The sequence below is a fragment of the Cupriavidus sp. 05L310 genome, assembly GCF_056398185.1.
The window spans coordinates 77609-93404 of record NZ_JBFTOX010000023.1; the positions used below are offsets into that span (position 1 = coordinate 77609).

General features: G+C 65.2%; 15 protein-coding genes and 1 pseudogene. 7 read left to right on the top strand and 9 right to left on the bottom strand.

Annotated features, from left to right (window positions below):
- Window positions 1-832: 832 nt before the first annotated feature.
- A complete protein-coding gene (locus AC1DS6_RS18130; protein ID WP_035875195.1) occupies window positions 833-1036 on the bottom strand; it encodes a cold-shock protein in 204 nt (67 codons plus the stop codon).
- A gap of 482 nt (window positions 1037-1518) precedes the next feature.
- On the opposite strand from AC1DS6_RS18130, the pseudogene AC1DS6_RS18135 reads away from it, so the two are divergent.
- The 3 genes and pseudogenes from AC1DS6_RS18135 to AC1DS6_RS18145 all read left to right on the top strand — a co-directional run.
- Window positions 1519-2273 (top strand): annotated as a pseudogene (locus tag AC1DS6_RS18135) (solute carrier family 23 protein); the annotation flags it as partial.
- A gap of 579 nt (window positions 2274-2852) precedes the next feature.
- Window positions 2853-3323 carry a hypothetical protein gene (locus AC1DS6_RS18140; protein ID WP_441626184.1) on the top strand — a complete coding sequence of 157 codons (471 nt, stop codon included), beginning with the start codon at window positions 2853-2855 and terminating at the stop codon, window positions 3321-3323.
- A gap of 125 nt (window positions 3324-3448) precedes the next feature.
- The gene (locus AC1DS6_RS18145) at window positions 3449-4819 is read left to right on the top strand and encodes a sigma-54-dependent transcriptional regulator (RefSeq protein ID WP_035875198.1); all 1371 of its coding nucleotides are present in this window, start codon (window positions 3449-3451) and stop codon (window positions 4817-4819) included.
- Between the two features lie 91 nt (window positions 4820-4910).
- Here AC1DS6_RS18145 and AC1DS6_RS18150 read toward each other — a convergent pair whose 3' ends face one another.
- The 7 genes from AC1DS6_RS18150 to AC1DS6_RS18180 all read right to left on the bottom strand — a co-directional run bounded on the left by AC1DS6_RS18150 (window position 4911) and on the right by AC1DS6_RS18180 (window position 10468).
- The gene (locus tag AC1DS6_RS18150; protein ID WP_441626188.1) at window positions 4911-6251 is read right to left on the bottom strand and encodes a transporter; all 1341 of its coding nucleotides are present in this window, start codon (window positions 6249-6251) and stop codon (window positions 4911-4913) included.
- 59 nt (window positions 6252-6310) lie between these two features.
- A complete protein-coding gene (locus tag AC1DS6_RS18155) occupies window positions 6311-7090 on the bottom strand; it encodes a hypothetical protein (protein WP_441626190.1) in 780 nt (259 codons plus the stop codon).
- 1 nt (window position 7091) lies between these two features.
- Entirely contained in the window at window positions 7092-7784 is a 693-nt protein-coding gene (locus tag AC1DS6_RS18160; RefSeq protein ID WP_441626192.1) for a C39 family peptidase, read from the bottom strand.
- Window positions 7785-7857: 73 nt separating this feature from the next.
- Window positions 7858-8664: a hypothetical protein gene (locus tag AC1DS6_RS18165; RefSeq protein WP_477102868.1), complete on the bottom strand. Its 807-nt coding sequence runs from the start codon at window positions 8662-8664 to the stop codon at window positions 7858-7860.
- An 18-nt stretch (window positions 8665-8682) separates the two neighbouring features.
- Window positions 8683-9273 carry a hypothetical protein gene (locus AC1DS6_RS18170; protein ID WP_477102869.1) on the bottom strand — a complete coding sequence of 197 codons (591 nt, stop codon included), beginning with the start codon at window positions 9271-9273 and terminating at the stop codon, window positions 8683-8685.
- Complete coding sequence (locus AC1DS6_RS18175; RefSeq protein ID WP_441626198.1) at window positions 9270-9818, bottom strand: hypothetical protein; 549 nt, start codon at window positions 9816-9818, stop codon at window positions 9270-9272. Before AC1DS6_RS18175 ends, AC1DS6_RS18170 begins: the two co-directional genes overlap by 4 nt.
- Window positions 9819-10300: 482 nt before the next feature.
- Complete coding sequence (locus tag AC1DS6_RS18180; RefSeq protein ID WP_441626200.1) at window positions 10301-10468, bottom strand: hypothetical protein; 168 nt, start codon at window positions 10466-10468, stop codon at window positions 10301-10303.
- A 253-nt stretch (window positions 10469-10721) separates the two neighbouring features.
- On the opposite strand from AC1DS6_RS18180, the gene AC1DS6_RS18185 reads away from it, so the two are divergent.
- From AC1DS6_RS18185 to AC1DS6_RS18195, 3 genes are all read left to right on the top strand, one after another.
- A complete protein-coding gene (locus tag AC1DS6_RS18185; RefSeq protein WP_045236439.1) occupies window positions 10722-10889 on the top strand; it encodes a DUF1328 domain-containing protein in 168 nt (55 codons plus the stop codon).
- A 109-nt stretch (window positions 10890-10998) separates the two neighbouring features.
- Complete coding sequence (locus tag AC1DS6_RS18190; protein ID WP_477102884.1) at window positions 10999-11964, top strand: YihY/virulence factor BrkB family protein; 966 nt, start codon at window positions 10999-11001, stop codon at window positions 11962-11964.
- A 136-nt stretch (window positions 11965-12100) separates the two neighbouring features.
- Entirely contained in the window at window positions 12101-13675 is a 1575-nt protein-coding gene (locus tag AC1DS6_RS18195) for a peptide chain release factor 3 (protein ID WP_441626202.1), read from the top strand.
- Window positions 13676-13720: 45 nt separating this feature from the next.
- Here the strand turns inward: AC1DS6_RS18195 and AC1DS6_RS18200 are convergent, their stop codons facing one another.
- Window positions 13721-14494, bottom strand: coding sequence for a TSUP family transporter (locus tag AC1DS6_RS18200; RefSeq protein ID WP_441626204.1), 774 nt, complete (start codon window positions 14492-14494; stop codon window positions 13721-13723).
- 250 nt (window positions 14495-14744) lie between these two features.
- Here AC1DS6_RS18200 and AC1DS6_RS18205 point away from each other — a divergent pair, with 250 nt between their 5' ends.
- Window positions 14745-15644 (top strand): LysR substrate-binding domain-containing protein, encoded by a 900-nt coding sequence (locus AC1DS6_RS18205; RefSeq protein WP_477102870.1) that lies wholly within the window; start codon window positions 14745-14747, stop codon window positions 15642-15644.
- Window positions 15645-15796: the final 152 nt, after the last annotated feature.

The window sequence follows — 15796 nt, forward strand, 5'->3', positions numbered from 1 at the left end:
GGCGCGTACCCATTTCTGCGACGGAAGGAACACCGTCGTCGCGTCTGGGTGTACCCATTTCTGCGGGGGAGCACGGATTTCCTCGCCGCGGCAAGGAATTGGCGTGGCGCCAGGTGACGCGGGGGCTCTGCGCGAGGGGGGCAACTGCGTCACGGTGCCCGAAAGCCGCGCTCCGTACCCGTTTCTGCGCGACGGGCGCGCTTGCACTAGTGATTGGCCTGGCCCAAAAAATGAGGGGGCGTACCCGTTTCTGCGTTGCGGCGTTGCATCACCGCGCCGCTTGCGGAGAGGTATTCGCCCAGCCTTGGGGGCGTGGAGGGCAGATCTGGCGCAGGGCGTACCCGTTTCTGCGTGATGACTTGCTGCGTCACAGCCGGCAAACGCCGCTTAGTTGCCGACGCGAAGCGCCCGAATGATGAGGCGTACCCATTTCTGCGTGGTTTCTGGCCATCGGGAATGGCCGCGGGTGCTCAATGCGCCTTGGGCGTACCCATTTCTGCGGAGTGATTTGGGGGGTCCGGGAGTTCTCTTTAGCCCCGCCGCAGGCAAGCGTACCCATTTCTGCGTGCGTTGCCGGGAGCGTTTTCGCCAATGGGGCTGATTTGGGCCGGCAGGCGGCGGCGCAATGGCACTGCTTGGGGCCGCCAGTGCGCTGCGCTGCCGGCATGGATGCCGCACGGTTGGCGGTCCGCCGTAGCGTGCCGAGTGGGTGGAGGGCCATGCCTGACTGATCCGCCGCGCACGCAGTACGCGCGGGCGAAAAAAAACCCCGCCTCGAGAGGCGGGGTTTTCCTGACTGGGCGCACCCCAGGGCGGGGTGCCAGTCTATTGCTTACAGCGGCGTGATGTTCGCGGCTTGCAGGCCCTTCGGGCCGTTCTTGACTTCGAACGACACACGTTGGTTTTCCTGCAGCGACTTGAAACCTTCCGAGCGGATTTCAGAGAAGTGCGCGAAGAGATCGTCACCGCCAGCGTCCGGCTTGATGAAACCGAAGCCCTTGGCGTCGTTGAACCATTTAACGATACCGGTTTGCATGGTATTGCTTTTCCTGGGAAAAATTTAAAAGAAACGGATAGCTCACGCGTATCCGAGCAAAGCAACTCAAGGAAAGGACACCATGGACAACGGAAGTACCATGACGGTGGCTAACGAATGTGCTGTTGCCTCGTCGCTTGAATCTAGCGGGGTTTATACGGCGGATTAGCGTCAGCGTCAAGGTAGGGTGATTCTGGATGTCTGCCCGGATCCACTGCCGATCGTCGTGGGATCATCACATTTTTCAGATGATGCCTATTGGCCGGCAGCGGTGCCGGGGGGAAGAAATTGCTAGACAGTACGCTTGGCCGCACATGCGCAGCGTCAGTAGCCCGGGCAGGAACCCGCCAGCAAACCAGTCTACCCGCCGGTGCCGCCGGAGTTTCGCAGGTGGAGCGCTTGTTCAAGTTAAGCGAGCACCGACCGACGCGCGCATCGAGTTGCTGGCCGGGCCAACCACGTTCCTGACCATGGCCTACACCGCCGGCTTCTTCGTGATCCTGGCACGCGATCACCTTAAGGTCAAAGGCGCGATCCTGATCGGCATCCTGCTTACCACCATCCTTAGCTTCGTAGTCGGCGACAACACGTTCCATGGCCCTCCATTGCGCCGACCCTGCTCAGGCTCGATATCTCCGCCGCCCTGTCGATCGGCATCATCAATGTGGTGCTGGTGTTCTTCCTGGCGGAGTTGTTCGACGCCACCGGCACCCTGATGGGCGTGGCCAATCGCGCCGGCTTGCTAAAGGCGGGCAAGATGGACCGGCTTAACAAGGCACTGATGGCCGATAGCACGGCGATCATGCCGGGATATTTTCTCGGCACCTCGTCGTCCACCACCGCCTATATCGAAAGCGCATCAGGCGTGCAGGCAGGTGGATGGATCGGGCTTACCGCGGTCACGGTGGCGACGCTCTTTCTCGCCAGCCGGTTCATCGCTCCGCTCGCGGGCACCGTGCCCGGCAATGCCACGGCGCCGGCGCAGTTCTACGTGTCTCGCCTGATGTTGCGCGAGCTGGTGGACCTGGACTGGAGCGATGCGACCGAGGTGGTACCCGCCATGCTGACCGCGCCTGGCATGCCTTTCACCTATTCGGTGGCAAAGGGCGTGGCTTTTGGCTTCATTACCTATGCGGGGCTCAAATTGTTGACAGGGCAGGCCCGCACGGTCCCGGTCCTGGTGTGGATCATCGCCGCTGTCTTTGTCTTCAAGTTCTATCACTTGCCGGGGCATTGAGCCCGCAACCGCGATTGGCCCGCGGCGACGCGCGTACCCGTTTCTGCGTCGCCCGCGGAGCGCATTGCCGCCTCCGGGATCGCTGGGGCGTACCCGTTTCTGCGCACCCGCCGAAACGTGCCCGGGGCTTGCCAGGCTCCCGAACTGTCGTTCTTTTTACACAAAAAGTAAGTGGCTAATTACCTCGCAAGGCAGATGATCGTGGTCATGTGGCTCATACGAAAGGATGATATTCGGCTGAGTGCCCATACTGAGGGCTGGACAAACAGGCCCAAATGCACTGAACTAGAGGCGTGGCAGATAGCGGGGCGCTTTAAGGGCGCCCCTTCTTGACTCCGGCACTCCGGGGTCGCGCCGCTGGCGCAGTGTAGTCAGGCCTGAAAATTTAGACAGAAACAAGTCCACCGCACACAGACGGCAAGGACTGAACGATCAGACCATCGTCCAGATGGCTTCGCCACCACGAAAGGAGCGCGCGGATACACGCCCGCCCGATTAGAAAAGCAAACAATAAGATCAAACATAAGTGGTAATCGCGAACGTGTAGTGCCGGGGGTGTTGTTCAACGGGGATCACATCATGACCGCAGGAGAAATCCGGCGACCCGCCATGGGGCCCATCAGCGAGTCCGCCAGCCTGTCCATTCACCGTGCCTGGTTGGCTTTGGGAGAAGCCGCAGCCGAGGCACCGCGCCGAAGCCGCATCAGCGAGCGGGGCGATCCTGCCGCCAGTACCGTCGACGCATTCCTGAGCCAGGACGAGACGCTGCCGCCCCATGTGCGGGCAGCGATCGAGCAATTGCTGCAGCGGCAACGCTCGCTCGAAAGCGAACTGTCCCGCCAGCGTGAGTTGCTGCAGGAATGGATCCTTAGCCAACTGACCTACAAGGCGCTCTATTGCCGTTACTCGGGCCAGTCGCTGGAGGCACCGCGCAGCGAGCTGACGCGCGAGAAAGACGAGGTGCGCCGGCGTATTCGCGAGCAGCTCCAGGCCGGGGGCGACCACACCGCCATTCTCGGCGAGCAGTCCCGCAGCCAGTCCAAATCGTAATGCCGACGTTGCGCGTGGGGGAGCCTCCCCAACCGACTCAGCTTGGCCGCAAACAGAGCCCGCATCAGAGCGCGGCCGTGGCGGAAGCTGGAATAGTCAAAGTGCTCAATGTCAGGGAGAACGTTATGGACCGACTGTGCAAGGCGGCGACACGCACCGCACAGGTGCTGGTCGTATCGCGCCACGAACCCTATGGATTTGACCCGGCCCAGTTCGGCTCCGGCTGGGAGATTCGCCATATTCAGCAGATCCGGGATCTGAGCCGGGTCGTACGGGGCAGCGCGCCGATGGCTGGCGTGCTCGATCTCGAGAGCGAATACAGCGATGCCGACCTGATGCAGCTCGAACAAAGCCTGCAATACCTGCACGTGATGTGGGTGGCGATCACGTCGTCGCGCATGCTGGAAGACGAACGCGTGCGGCGCTTGATACGCGACTACTGCGTGGACTACGTGCGCACGCCGTTCTCGTTCAGCGAACTGCTCTACACGCTCAAGCACGCGCACGGCATGGCCTGCCTGCATGGCGCCCGCAGCCACGAACTGATCGGCCACGGACCGATGATCGGCGAGTGCGCGGCCATGCGTTCCATGTTCCGCTCGCTAGCCAAGGTGGCGCACAACGAGGCGCCCGTATTTATCTCCGGCGAGTCCGGCACCGGCAAGGAGCTGGCGGCGCAAGCCATCCATGAAGCCTCGAGCCGCCGCAAAGGTCCGTTCGTGGCGATCAATTGCGGCGCAATCCCGCCGCACCTGGTGCAGTCCGAATTGTTCGGCTACGAGAAGGGCGCGTTCACCGGCGCCAACCAGCGCAAGATAGGCTGGATCGAGCAGGCGCAGGGCGGTACCCTGTTCCTCGACGAGATTGGCGACCTGCCCCTGGAAAGCCAGGTAGCCCTGCTGCGCTTCTTGCAGCAAGGCACTATCACCCGGCTAGGCGGGCACCAGTCGATCCCGCTGGATTTGCGCATCATCTCGGCGACACACGTGGACCTGGTGGCGGCCCAGTCGGACGGTCGCTTCCGCGCCGACCTGTTCCACCGGCTATGTGTGCTGACCCTGTCGATCCCGCCATTGCGCGAACGCGGCGAGGACATCCTGCTACTGGCCAACTCGGTACTCGCCGAACATGGCCACGAGGCGCACCGGCGCATTCGCGGATTTTCGCCGTGCTCCACCCAGGCCATGATGCAATATGAGTGGCCCGGCAATGTACGCGAACTGATCAACCGGGTACGGCGCGCCATCGTGATGACCGATAACCGCAAGATCACCGCGGAGGACCTGCAGCTGCACGGTGGCAGCGACTCACCGCGCAAGACCCTGGATGCGATCCGCGAAGAGGCTGAGCGTGAGGCGATCCGTACCGTGATGGCAAGTCACGGCTTCCATGTGGTGCCGGCCGCGCGCGAACTCAACGTCTCGCGGGTCACGCTATACCGGCTGATGCACAAGCACAATATCCGTATCGAAGCGCGCCCCGGCGCCGGCGACTAACAACACATCGCCGCAGAAGCGGCATACAGGACGGAAGCGGGCTGCGGCCCGCCTTTTTTTTGGGGGAGGGGACGGGAGCGACCTACCCGATTCAGAACGTATAAGGGAAGCGCAGCGTCACTGTGTAGTTCGCCGCGTCGGGTGTCAGCCCGAGGCCGATCGCGGCGCTCACCGACCAGCCTTTGGTAATCACGTGATTCAAGCCGAAGGTCATGGTGGCCACATTGGATCGGCTGCCGATCACGGTCTGCGTAACGCCGGCGGTGGTGACCTGCGTGCTGCCCGAAATGGAGGCATTGAAGGCCAGCGACATCGACGTGCGGTCGTTTAGCGCGAGCGCGAGGCCGCCGCCAAAGCCGAACGTGTCGCCCAGCTTGACGTCGGCCGGCGTGACCTGTCCCTGCACCGAGGAAATATCGCTCACCGAGCGCTTGATGTTGTAGGTGTAGCTGGCATTCACGAACAGCACCACCGGGTCGTAGGTCTTGAGCAGCGACAGGCCGGCGGTAACGGCCCATACGCCGTTGCCCGTGGGCAACTGGTCGGCGATATTGAGATTGTTGTTGTTGGGGTCCGCCGGAACCAGCTTGATGCCGAACGGCGAGCGCCCGGTGGGTGCGCGTACGCGGATGCTGCCGACGACGTCGGGTGCCGCGCCGCTCTCACGCAGGAACTGATAATACAACCCCATGCTGATGTCGCCCGGCGCTGCCGTGCTGAGCGTCGCGTCGGACAGGTTCGAGGCGGAGCCGCCCGCACCGCCGGAGAGGAAATTGGTATTGCGGTAGATGAGCGGCAGGTCGAAATCCATCGAAAAGCGGTCGGAGAGACCATAGCGCGCGATGGTGTCGTAGGTGAGCGTGTACGACTTGGTCTGGTTGAGATTGATGGTGCCGAGGAAGATGGCATCCAGTGCCAGGAAGCCGGACAGCGACAGCGCGCGCCGGTCGTAGTAGCTATAGATGAAACCGCTGTCGATGGTCAGGCGCCGCTCGAATAGCGGCGCGTGCTCGCTCTGGTAGACCAGATCCTTGCTCTGCACGCGTGCCTGCTGCTGGGTTTCGCGCGCATCCGAACCCACTACAGGGGTATCGCTGCCGGAAGTCGCGGTGGCTGCGGCTGTCGCGCCAGGTGTGGCAGGGCTGGCCTCTTGTGCCAATGAGGGAACACCGGCGGCGGTCATGGCACCACCAGCGTTCCCCTCGGCACTGCTCCCCGTTCCCCCTGCCACCCCTCGTCCGCGCGCCCCGACCATTTCCAGGTCGTTCAGGCGCTGCTCGAGAGCCTTGATGGTCTTTTGCTGTTGCTCGACCAGATTCGTCAGCCGTTCGATCCGCTCGTCTGTGCTGGGCTGGACGCTGACCTGGGCCCACGCGCCAGTGGAGATCAGGGTACCCGCCAGGGTACCCAACAGAGCGAATTCGTTCTTCATCTTTCCCCCCGGAAATCTGAATGGGCGCGATGCGGGTGCGCCAGCCCTTGCATGGTGGATTATCGTCGCATCGTCGCCATCGCCGCTAGTGCGTCCCGCATGCTGGTTTGGGTCAGTTGCCGGCTTGACAGTTGCTGCACCTGCAGCGTGATGTTGGTGAGGTTGAGCACTTGCTGCGCGTCGCCGGTGATGCGCGCGGTCTGCATCAGGCTGCCGGTCTGCGCATTCTGCGTGGCGCTGCCCGCGGCCGATTGAATGGCCACCGAGACGCCACCGCCAGCAGCGATCGTGGCGCTGGCAGTGATGCCGTTGCCCTGAGCTACTTGCGGTGCCGGGTTGCTGTTGCCCGTCGCCGCCTGGATGGGCGCGGTCTGCGTCGTGATGGTACTGACGTTGCTGGCTGAGTTGGCGTCGCCCGCGATCTGCGTGACCTGGCCCACGCCCGCCACCTGCACTGCGGAGCTGGCCACGCCGCCATTGCCCTGCACGTTGCCAGGCGCCAGGCTCTGCACCTGCGCCGACAGGCTGGCGGTGGCCTGGGAAACCGCCCTGGCGGCGGCCAGGTTGGCGGCCGCCACGCGCGCGCTCGCCGTCGCGATCGCCGTGTCGTTCTGCCAGCGCGAGACCATCTCCACCACGAAGCCGCTGACCAGGCTCGCACCCATGTATTTGCCGCGCACGGCCGCCAGTTCGTCGTCACCGACGAGCTCTGCCATGACCGGCGAGGCAACCACCTCGCTCAAGTCGTCCGTCACGGCAGAGGCGCGGGCGGCGGCCGATGCGGTCAGCGCCACGCTGGCCGAGCAGCTCAGGCAGAGGAGGCGAAGCGCGGCGTCCATGTCAGAAGTAATCCATCCGGATCAGGCCAAAGTCCAGCGCTGCGGGCACCATGCCGCCGGCCAGCGCGGCGTTGGTCCGCTCGCGCAAGGCAGGCGCGGTGATGTTGAGCAGCGGCGAGTTCGGGTCGAACGGCCGGCCGACGATGGCGAACACCAGGCCGTTCCAGTTGGCCGCGAAGTCCTCCTCCTTGATGATGCGGTTCCCCAGCGCAGGGTCGGCGACGAACACGCGCCCGTCTATTGCCTTGCGCACCACCACGAAATGCAGGTAACCGTTGACGTCGAGCAGGGTGATGACCGGGATCTTGAGTTGCCGCAGGGCGCTGTAGTCGACCCGGAAACCTCGTCCGCGCAGGCCGAGCGTCTCCACGTAGTTGCGCATGTCGAGCATGGAGAAGCCGTTCTTGACCACGGTGTCGGCGTCGGCGATGCGCAGCATGTCCTCGACGATCCTGGGCTCCGCCAGGTCAAAGCCATAGCCGTAGCGAAGCAGCGTACCCACCGCGGCCGCACCACAACTGAAGTCTAGTTGCTGGCGCATCATGTTCTGGTAGCGCATCTCGAGCATGCTCTTGACAGGCTTCCTGAGCATCGGCTGGCCGTCGATGTCGATTGTCATCGTGCTCTGACCGTGAGCGCCGAGTGCCGCTGCTAGCAGTACGCATGCCCCGGCCATGCGGAATAGCGCGCGCATGACACATCCCCCCGTTGGGCGGGATGAGCCGGTACCCCCCGGTACCCGGCTCTCCTGCCGCGTTTATCCTGCTTCAATGGGCCGCGGTGGAAATCGCGAGCCCGTTGCTCTGCGCGTTGCCGGCGCCGGCGGCGATGTTGACGCCGATATTGCCGACTGCGTTGACCAGGGCGCTGCCACTGAGCGTGGCAGCGTTGCTCGGCCGGCAGCCGCACATGGACAGATCGTTGCCGTAAGTCGTCTGGTCGTTTGAGGCGGTCGCCTTGGCCAGCACGCCGACTGGCGCACCGTTGCGGCCACCGCTGTTGCCGCTGCCCGTATTGACCGAGGCGGCCAGCGAATTGCTCTGCAGGTTGCCGGCGCCGGCAGCGATGTTCACACCGACATTGCCCTTGGCCCCGGCCAGCATGTTGTCGCCCATGCTGGCGCTGTTCGCCGCGCCGACCATATGCACGCCGTTATCCCCGGTCTTCTGGCTGGAGAAAACCTGCGCCGAGGCGAACACGTCCGACGCATCGATGCTGGCCAGCGCGGCCTGGTTGGATTGGCCATTACCCGCGCCTGCGGAAATGTTCACGCCGATATTGCCCTGCGCATTGAACAGCGCGTTGCCGCCGCCGGATGCGCTATTGCTGGACGGGCCGATGCGCACGTTATTGTCGCGCGCGCTCTGCTGGCTGTTGACCACCGCGCCCGACTCGGACTTGAAGCGGATGTCGCCCCAGGCAAAGCCGAAGCCACGGACGTAGATGTCGTTGCTGATGGCGGTCTGGTTGAAGATATCGGCATCGTCCGGCCGATCGAAATAGCTGAAGCCGCCCGCAAACGCGCTGGTGGAAAGCGCGGTTATCGCTGCGATGGCGAGGATTTTCGTTTTCATGATTTTCTCCTTCCCTGCTTAGAAAAAAGTGCCCGCCGGGGGACGGAGCACAAAAACGTTGGACGAGACATTCCCCGATCCTGCCGTCTGGTTCAGCTGCACCAGGCCCGTCGCGTTGCGGTAGGCATCCGGCTGGATGACTGCCTCGCGGGGTCCCGCTGCGTGGCCCGCTGAACCCGGGCGACTCCCTCCGGCCGATTCCGCGGCGAGCAGGCCGTCGGAGATGGCTTCGATCCTTACGCTGGCGGCCGGCGCCAGCACTGCCGCGTTGCTTTGCAGGTTGCCGTTGCCGCTGGCCACGTTGGCGCTCAGCAGTCCGCTGCCATTGGCGAATGCGCCGTTGCCGATCTGGCTCACGGCGCCGCCCGCGGTCACGGACGCGCCAGCGTGCTGGCGCGACTGCACCGTAGCGCTGCCAATGTCCGCGATGGCAGCCTGGTTGCTTTGCGCATTGCCGCTGCCGGCGGCCAGGTTAACGGCGGCACGCCCGGCAACGCCGGCGAGCGCGCCCGTATCCATGCGCGCGCTGTCGGTGTCGGTGCCCTGGGCGTGGGATGGGAGGCTGGCCAGTAAAAGGCTGGCCAGAACGGCAGCGTGGGTAAGGGTCATGGCCGGCCTCCCACCGCGAGCGGCGCCAGCCCGCGCATCAGGGCGCCGCTCATGTTGCCGGTAGCTTGCGCGATCTGGCCGGCGATGCCGCCCGAGACGCCTCCAGCGCCACTGCCGTTGGCCAGGCCCTCGATCTGGCTGGATACCACGACCAGCCGCCCGGTGGCAGACTGGCTGGTGCCGGACACGGCGGTGCCGCCGGTGCTGCGGCCCACCGCGGCAGCGAGATCGCTGTCGGTCAGGTCGCTCACCACGGCGGCTGTGGATTGCTGGAAACGGGCGGACGGAAACGGCTCGACAGCGGCTGCTACCGGCATGTCCCCCTGCGGAATGCCGCGATAGGCAATGTGCGGCTCGACGCTGCGCAGAACGACGATATCGCCTGGATCTGCACTCGCGGAGAAGGAAGCAAAGGCGGCGACAAAAGCTGCAAGACCGAGGGCGCAGGCCGCGCCAGTCGATACGAGCGCCTTCGTGCCGTCATTCGCGCAGGCGGCTGACGCATGGCAGAACTCACTCCCGCGTTGTAGGACTCGTCGCGTCATTTTTTTATATCTCCCTCTGCGGAGTAGAGCGACAAGCGTGCCAATACCCTGGGATCCAGCGCTGGCAAGGGTTTGCGGGTGGGTTGCCAGATCGTGTGTAAGTTCCCCGCAAAAGGGGGGACATTTTGGTTGCAGCACTGAAACACGCTGTTGGCAGTGAAGCCGGTTGTAAGCTATTGCCGATCTACCGCCCAGCCATGATGGATCAGGCCAGACGCCGCGCCATGTGTGCCCCGACGGGCGGGCGGGCGCCGGTTACATTGCTGAAACAAGGCCGGCGGTGGCTGGCGCGCCCGCCTGCCTTTGCTGCCGGCCGCTTTTGTGCCCCGCAACCCCCGTTTGCCACGCGCAACGCCGTCCGCGGGGTGCGATGGTCCCTACGCAGAAACGGGTACGCCCTGAGCTTGCAGGAGCATGGGTGCCACGCAGGCCGCACCGGCCACGCTGGCCTGCCCTGCGCGGTTGCGAAGCTGGCGATGCGCTCAGGCTGGCGCGCCTGGCAGACCCTGCGCTGTGCCGCCGGCGTGTTGCGCGGGTCCGCTGGAGATCGGCTTGGGGCCCGGCTGGCTGCGTTCGCAACCAGCGGCGGCGAGCAGGCCGAGCGCCAGGAAGACGGCGGTCCCGAGGCGGTGGATAGTCCTTCTGTTCATGGTGCCTCCTTCCGACTGTCAAAGGGTTGCGTGCTGGAGGACGGTGCTTGCACGTTGGGGATGGCGCTCAACGGTCCGGTGACGCCGTGCGCGCGCGGCGAAATGGCGCCTTGCCCGTCTTTCAGTCTAGCTGCTGGTGCCGGGATCGGGCCAAAACCGAGCCGCGGGCGGCTTGGGCAAAGCGTGCGATGGGCGGTATCATGAACCTTGGAGCGGATAACAAGACGGGAGATGGCTGCATTGGAGTCGCATCATGTTGCGCTACGCCGTGGTTTTCTTCGTCATCGCCGTGATTGCCGCCTTGTTCGGCTTTGGCGGCATTTCCGCCTGGGCGGCCGCGTTCGCCAAAATTGTCTTCCTCATCTTCATCGTGCTGTTCATGGTGTCGCTGATATGGGGCCTGAGCAAGGACCGGCGCTAGCGCCGCCTATGACAACGGCGCTCATGGCCCCGCCCCTGCGGGGCCGCTCGCCGGCGCCGATCAATAACGGGATCCACGCGTGAATCCAGCCGATTCCCCCGACCGGTCCCTGGACCACAAGCCGCCCAGGCAACGCCCGGGCGGCAATGGCAACTGGTTGCCCAATCGCCATACCGCCGCGCGCACGGTCAGCGTGGTGCTGGCCGCGATACGCTCGTGGCTGGCGCACCGTGCCGCCAGCAAGGGCGCGGCGCTGTCCTTCTATATGCTTTTCTCGATGGCGCCAATCCTGGTGCTGGTGATTTCCATTGCCGGCCTCTTCTTCGGCGCGGAGGCGGCACGCGGCGAGATATTCGCCCAGATCGAGGGCCTGGTCGGCGCCCAGGGCGCGGCGGCCGTTCAGCAAATCCTTGCCGCCACGCATCGCGCCGGCGGTAGCGGGGTGGCCGCCGCCATCGCCACCGGCATCCTGTTCGTCGGCGCCACCAGCGCCTTTGCCGAGCTAAAGGGCAGCCTGGACGAGATCTGGCAAGCGCCCGTGCCGCAAGGCGCGGGCTGGCAGCAATTGCTGCGCGCGCGGTTGTTGTCGTTCAGCCTGGTGCTGGTGCTGGGCTTCATGCTGCTGGTGTCGCTGATCGTCAATGCCGCGCTGGCCGTGATCGACCGGTTCTGGGGGCAGTTGTGGACGCAATCGTGGTTTGCGCCGGTCGCCGAAGCGATCTCAACGGCATTTTCCTTTTGCGTGGTCACTTTGCTGTTCGCCGTGATCTTCAAGATGCTGCCCAACGCGCGCATCGCCTGGCGCGATGTGATCATGGGGGCGGTCATCACCGCCCTGTTGTTCGCGGTGGGCAAGCGGCTGATTGGCCTCTACTTGGGCAATAGTGCCGTGGCTACGTCTTACGGGGCGGCCGGCTCGGTGGTGGCGCTGATGTTGTGGGTGTATTATTCGGCGCAAATTTTCTTCTTCGGTGCCGAACTCACTCGCCAGTACGCGCTGCAATTCGGCAGCCTGAGAGGGCAAAGCGGCAGCGTGCCGCCCGATCCCCGCGCCGCTGGTCCCGCGAACCGGTAAAATACGGCCCGATTCCCTTCGTGCATGCCCGCAGTGCCCGGCCCCCGACCGCAAGCTGATGGTCGCGCCGGCCCCTGGCGCCGGTCCGCTGCGCCCCGGGCCCTTATTTCATCTTCTGTTTGCCGAATCCACTGCCGTGAGCTCGCTCGTATCCGAAATTGCGCGTCGTCGCACCTTTGCCATCATTTCGCACCCTGACGCGGGTAAGACGACCCTGACCGAAAAACTGCTGTGGTTCGGCGGCGCCATCCAGGTCGCGGGCGAAGTGCGCGCGCGCAAGGCCGACCGCCATGCCACCTCCGACTGGATGGAACTGGAAAAGCAGCGCGGCATTTCGGTGACCTCCTCGGTGATGCAGTTCCCCTACCAGGAGAACATCATCAACCTGCTCGACACGCCGGGCCACGAGGACTTTTCGGAAGACACCTACCGCACGCTGACCGCGGTGGACTCCGCGGTGATGGTGATCGACTCGGTCAACGGCGTCGAAGCCCAGACCATCAAGCTGCTCAACGTCTGCCGCCTGCGCGACACGCCCATCATCACCTTCATCAACAAGCTCGACCGTGAAGGCCGCTCGCCGATCGAACTGCTCGACGAAATCGAGGACGTGCTGAAGATGCAGTGCGCGCCGATGACCTGGCCGATCGGCATGGGCAAGTCTTTCCGCGGTGTGTACCACCTGATCGACGACCGCGTGCAGTTGTTCGATCCGCACGGCGACAAGGGCACCTCGGCCATCGTCCAGGGGCTGGACAACCCGGAGCTGGACCGCGTGCTGGGCAGCCAGGCGGAGGAACTGCGCATCGAGATCGAACTCGTGCGCGGCGCTTCGCATGCCTTCGACAAGGACGCCTTTCTCAGCGGCAAGCAGACGCCGGTGTACTTCGGCTCGGCCGTCAACAACTTCGGCGTGCAATCGCTGCTCGACGCACTGTGCGCGCTGGCGCCGCCGCCGCAGGCGCGCCATGCCGAGTCGCGCGTGGTGGAGCCGCAGGAGCCCAAGTTCACCGGCTTCGTGTTCAAGATCCAGGCCAATATGGACCCGCGCCACCGCGACCGCATCGCCTTCGTGCGTGTCTGTTCGGGCCGTTTCGAGCGCGGCATGAAGCTGCTGCACGTGTCCACCGGCAAGACCATGGCGATCAATAACGCCATCACCTTCATGTCGCAGGACCGCAATACGACCGAAGAGGCCTATGCCGGCGACATCATCGGCGTGCCCAACCACGGCACCATCCGCCTGGGCGACGTGTTCAGCGAGGGTGAAGCGCTCAAGTTCACTGGTATTCCTTCGTTCGCGCCCGAGTTCTTCCGCCGCGCGCGACTAAACAACCCGCTGAAGGTCAAGCAACTGCAAAAGGGTTTGCAGCAGCTGGCCGAGGAAGGCGCCACGCAGATGTTCCGCCCGATCGCTTCCAACGACCTGGTGCTGGGCGCCGTGGGTATCCTGCAGTTCGACGTGGTGGCGCACCGCCTGGAGCATGAGTACGGCGTCGACGCGATTTTCGAGTCGCACGATTGCGCCACGGCGCGCTGGCTCAAGGGCGATCCCGCGGAGATCGACAAGCTGATCGAAAAGGCCGGCCATAACGTGGCGCTCGACGGCGCGGGCGACCACGTCTACCTGGCGCCCAGCATGGTCAACCTGCGCCTGACGCAGGAGCGCTTTCCCAATCTGCAGTTCATGGAAACGCGCGAGATCGTCTGAGGCCGGGTGTCATGGACGAACGCCGCCCTCGCCGGGCGGCGTTCGTCAGTTCACGCGCAGCAGGAAGTGCAGCACCAGCGCGCCGCCCGAACACAGCACCACCACATTGACCATGCGCAGAAACTGCTCGCGCGACAAGCGCAGCGTGATCCTGCGCCCGGCCCACAGGCCCAGCGCCATCGCCGGCGCCAGCATCAGCGCCAGCTTGAGGATGGCCGCGCCTGCATACACTCCCGCCAGCGCGAACAGCACCAGCCGCGTCAGCGTGCTTACGCCGATCAGCGTCGATTGCGTCATGCGCATCGCGTCCTTGCCCAGCCGTCCCGACAGGTAGATCGCATACAGGAAACCGCCGCTGCCGAACATGGCCGAGCAGATGCCGCCACCCAGCCCGAAAGGGAGCGCCGCGCGCGGCGTGAAGCCCGCCGGGCGCCTGCCGGCAAGCGACCAGACCGCGTAGGCCATGGCGAACATGCCCAGCAGCAGCGGCAGCAGATCCGATTGCAGCTTGAGCAGCAACGCGGCGCCCGCCAGGCTGCCGGCCAGCATGCAGGGCAGCAACCGGCCAAGCTCGGCGCGGTCCGCGGCGCGGCCATCGCGCAGCAAGGCAAAGGCGGCGGCGCTGCAGTCCATCAGCGCCAGCAGAGGCACGATCTGGCTGACCGGCATCAGGTAGGCCAGCAGCGGTCCCGCCACCAGCGCGGTGCCAAAGCCCGCCATGCCGAAGATCACATAAGCGCCGGCGATTGCCAGGCACATGGCGAGGTAGGCCGGCAGGGAAAAGCCAGGGAGCAGGAAGGAAAGGGAGGGGAGTTCCACGATAGGCTGAGTCGGGGTTGCGTGACCCACAGCATAGGGACGCGCCCGCCGGCGGGCCAATATCAAAGCGCCCCGCGATCCATCGCAAAGCGGCATGGCAGGGTGCTGGGCGCGGCGCCCGCGCCATGGCACACTGCGCGCGTGCGCCGCGCCGGCGCCAATCCAGCCATCGCAGTCCGCAATCCCGGCTCGCGGCCCCGCGCACGACCCGGCCCGGCATGAGCCCGTCCTTCAATGAGCCTGTCCCTGAATGAGCCCGTCCCTCAAGCAGTTGCGCTATTTCGTGGAAATCGTCGATGCCGGCAGCTTCAGCCTGGCCGCCGAGCGGCTCTTTATTGCCCAGTCGGCGCTGAGCCGGCAGATCAAGGAACTGGAGGGCATGTTGCAGGTGGCGCTGCTGGTGCGCAAGGCGCGCCATGTGGAAACCACGCCGGCCGGCCGCGCTTTCCATGAAGCCGCCCGCCGCATCCTGGCAGAGCTGACCGAGGCATCGGCGCAGGCGCGCCAGGTCGAGCGCGGAGAACAAGGCACTGTGCGCTTGCTGCATTCGAGTTCGGTGCCGCTGACGCCAGCCTGCACGGCGGTATTGCGCGCGTACCAGTCCGGACATCCGGGGATTCGTCTTGAAATCTCGCAGGCGTCCAGCGAACAGCAGGCGCTTGAGATCGAGGAAGGCCGCGCCGATCTTGGCCTGGCGCGCGAGCCGCTGCTGCGCCGGCTGCCCCGCGTCAACGTCGATCCGCTCTACAGCGAACGTCTCGAACTGGCGGTAAGCAGCGCGCACCCGCTGGCGCGGGAGGACCAAATCGCGCTGGAGGCCTTGCGGGAGCAACCTTTCGTGTCGCTGCCGCATCCGGATCGCGGCGGCCTGAGCCAGCGCGTGGCGCAGTGCTGCCTGGCGAGCGGCTTCTACCCGCGCGCCGCCGCGGCGATCTCGCGCAAGCTGTCGCAACTGGCGCTGGTGGAGGCCGGGTTTGGCGTGGCCCTGGTGCCGGCTTCGCTCGGGCGCATGGCGCCGCCGGGGGTGCGCTTCGTGCCGCTGGCCGATGCCGGCTGCGACACGCGCGTGGTGCTGCTGTCGCGGCGCGATGCCGCGCCAGCGGCCGCGGCGCTGGCCAGCAGCCTGCGCACGGCGCTGCCTGCTCAATAAGCCAGCGAGGCCTGGCTGGTCCTGCACCTTGGCGTCATTGGGGCTATCGAGCCAGTTGCCTACCACGGTAACGGTATTGAGCGCGCTTTCGGCGCTGAAAGCGCCAGTGGCCTGCGGTGCGGTTGCGGCATCGGGTGCGGGCACGGCGCCAG

Excerpts from the sequence above, each read along its gene's own strand:
- AC1DS6_RS18185 (WP_045236439.1), top strand. The coding sequence starts at position 10,722 with ATGTTGCGCTACGCCGTGGTTTTCTTCGTCATCGCCGTGATTGCCGCC.
- AC1DS6_RS18130 (WP_035875195.1), bottom strand. The coding sequence starts at position 1,036 with ATGCAAACCGGTATCGTTAAATGGTTCAACGACGCCAAGGGCTTCGGT.
- AC1DS6_RS18145 (WP_035875198.1), top strand. The coding sequence starts at position 3,449 with ATGGACCGACTGTGCAAGGCGGCGACACGCACCGCACAGGTGCTGGTC.
- AC1DS6_RS18150 (WP_441626188.1), bottom strand. The coding sequence starts at position 6,251 with ATGAAGAACGAATTCGCTCTGTTGGGTACCCTGGCGGGTACCCTGATC.
- AC1DS6_RS18165 (WP_477102868.1), bottom strand. The coding sequence starts at position 8,664 with ATGAAAACGAAAATCCTCGCCATCGCAGCGATAACCGCGCTTTCCACC.
- AC1DS6_RS18140 (WP_441626184.1), top strand. The coding sequence starts at position 2,853 with ATGACCGCAGGAGAAATCCGGCGACCCGCCATGGGGCCCATCAGCGAG.
- AC1DS6_RS18170 (WP_477102869.1), bottom strand. The coding sequence starts at position 9,273 with ATGACCCTTACCCACGCTGCCGTTCTGGCCAGCCTTTTACTGGCCAGC.
- AC1DS6_RS18180 (WP_441626200.1), bottom strand. The coding sequence starts at position 10,468 with ATGAACAGAAGGACTATCCACCGCCTCGGGACCGCCGTCTTCCTGGCG.
- AC1DS6_RS18155 (WP_441626190.1), bottom strand. The coding sequence starts at position 7,090 with ATGGACGCCGCGCTTCGCCTCCTCTGCCTGAGCTGCTCGGCCAGCGTG.
- AC1DS6_RS18160 (WP_441626192.1), bottom strand. The coding sequence starts at position 7,784 with ATGCGCGCGCTATTCCGCATGGCCGGGGCATGCGTACTGCTAGCAGCG.
- AC1DS6_RS18205 (WP_477102870.1), top strand. The coding sequence starts at position 14,745 with ATGAGCCCGTCCCTCAAGCAGTTGCGCTATTTCGTGGAAATCGTCGAT.
- AC1DS6_RS18175 (WP_441626198.1), bottom strand. The coding sequence starts at position 9,818 with ATGACGCGACGAGTCCTACAACGCGGGAGTGAGTTCTGCCATGCGTCA.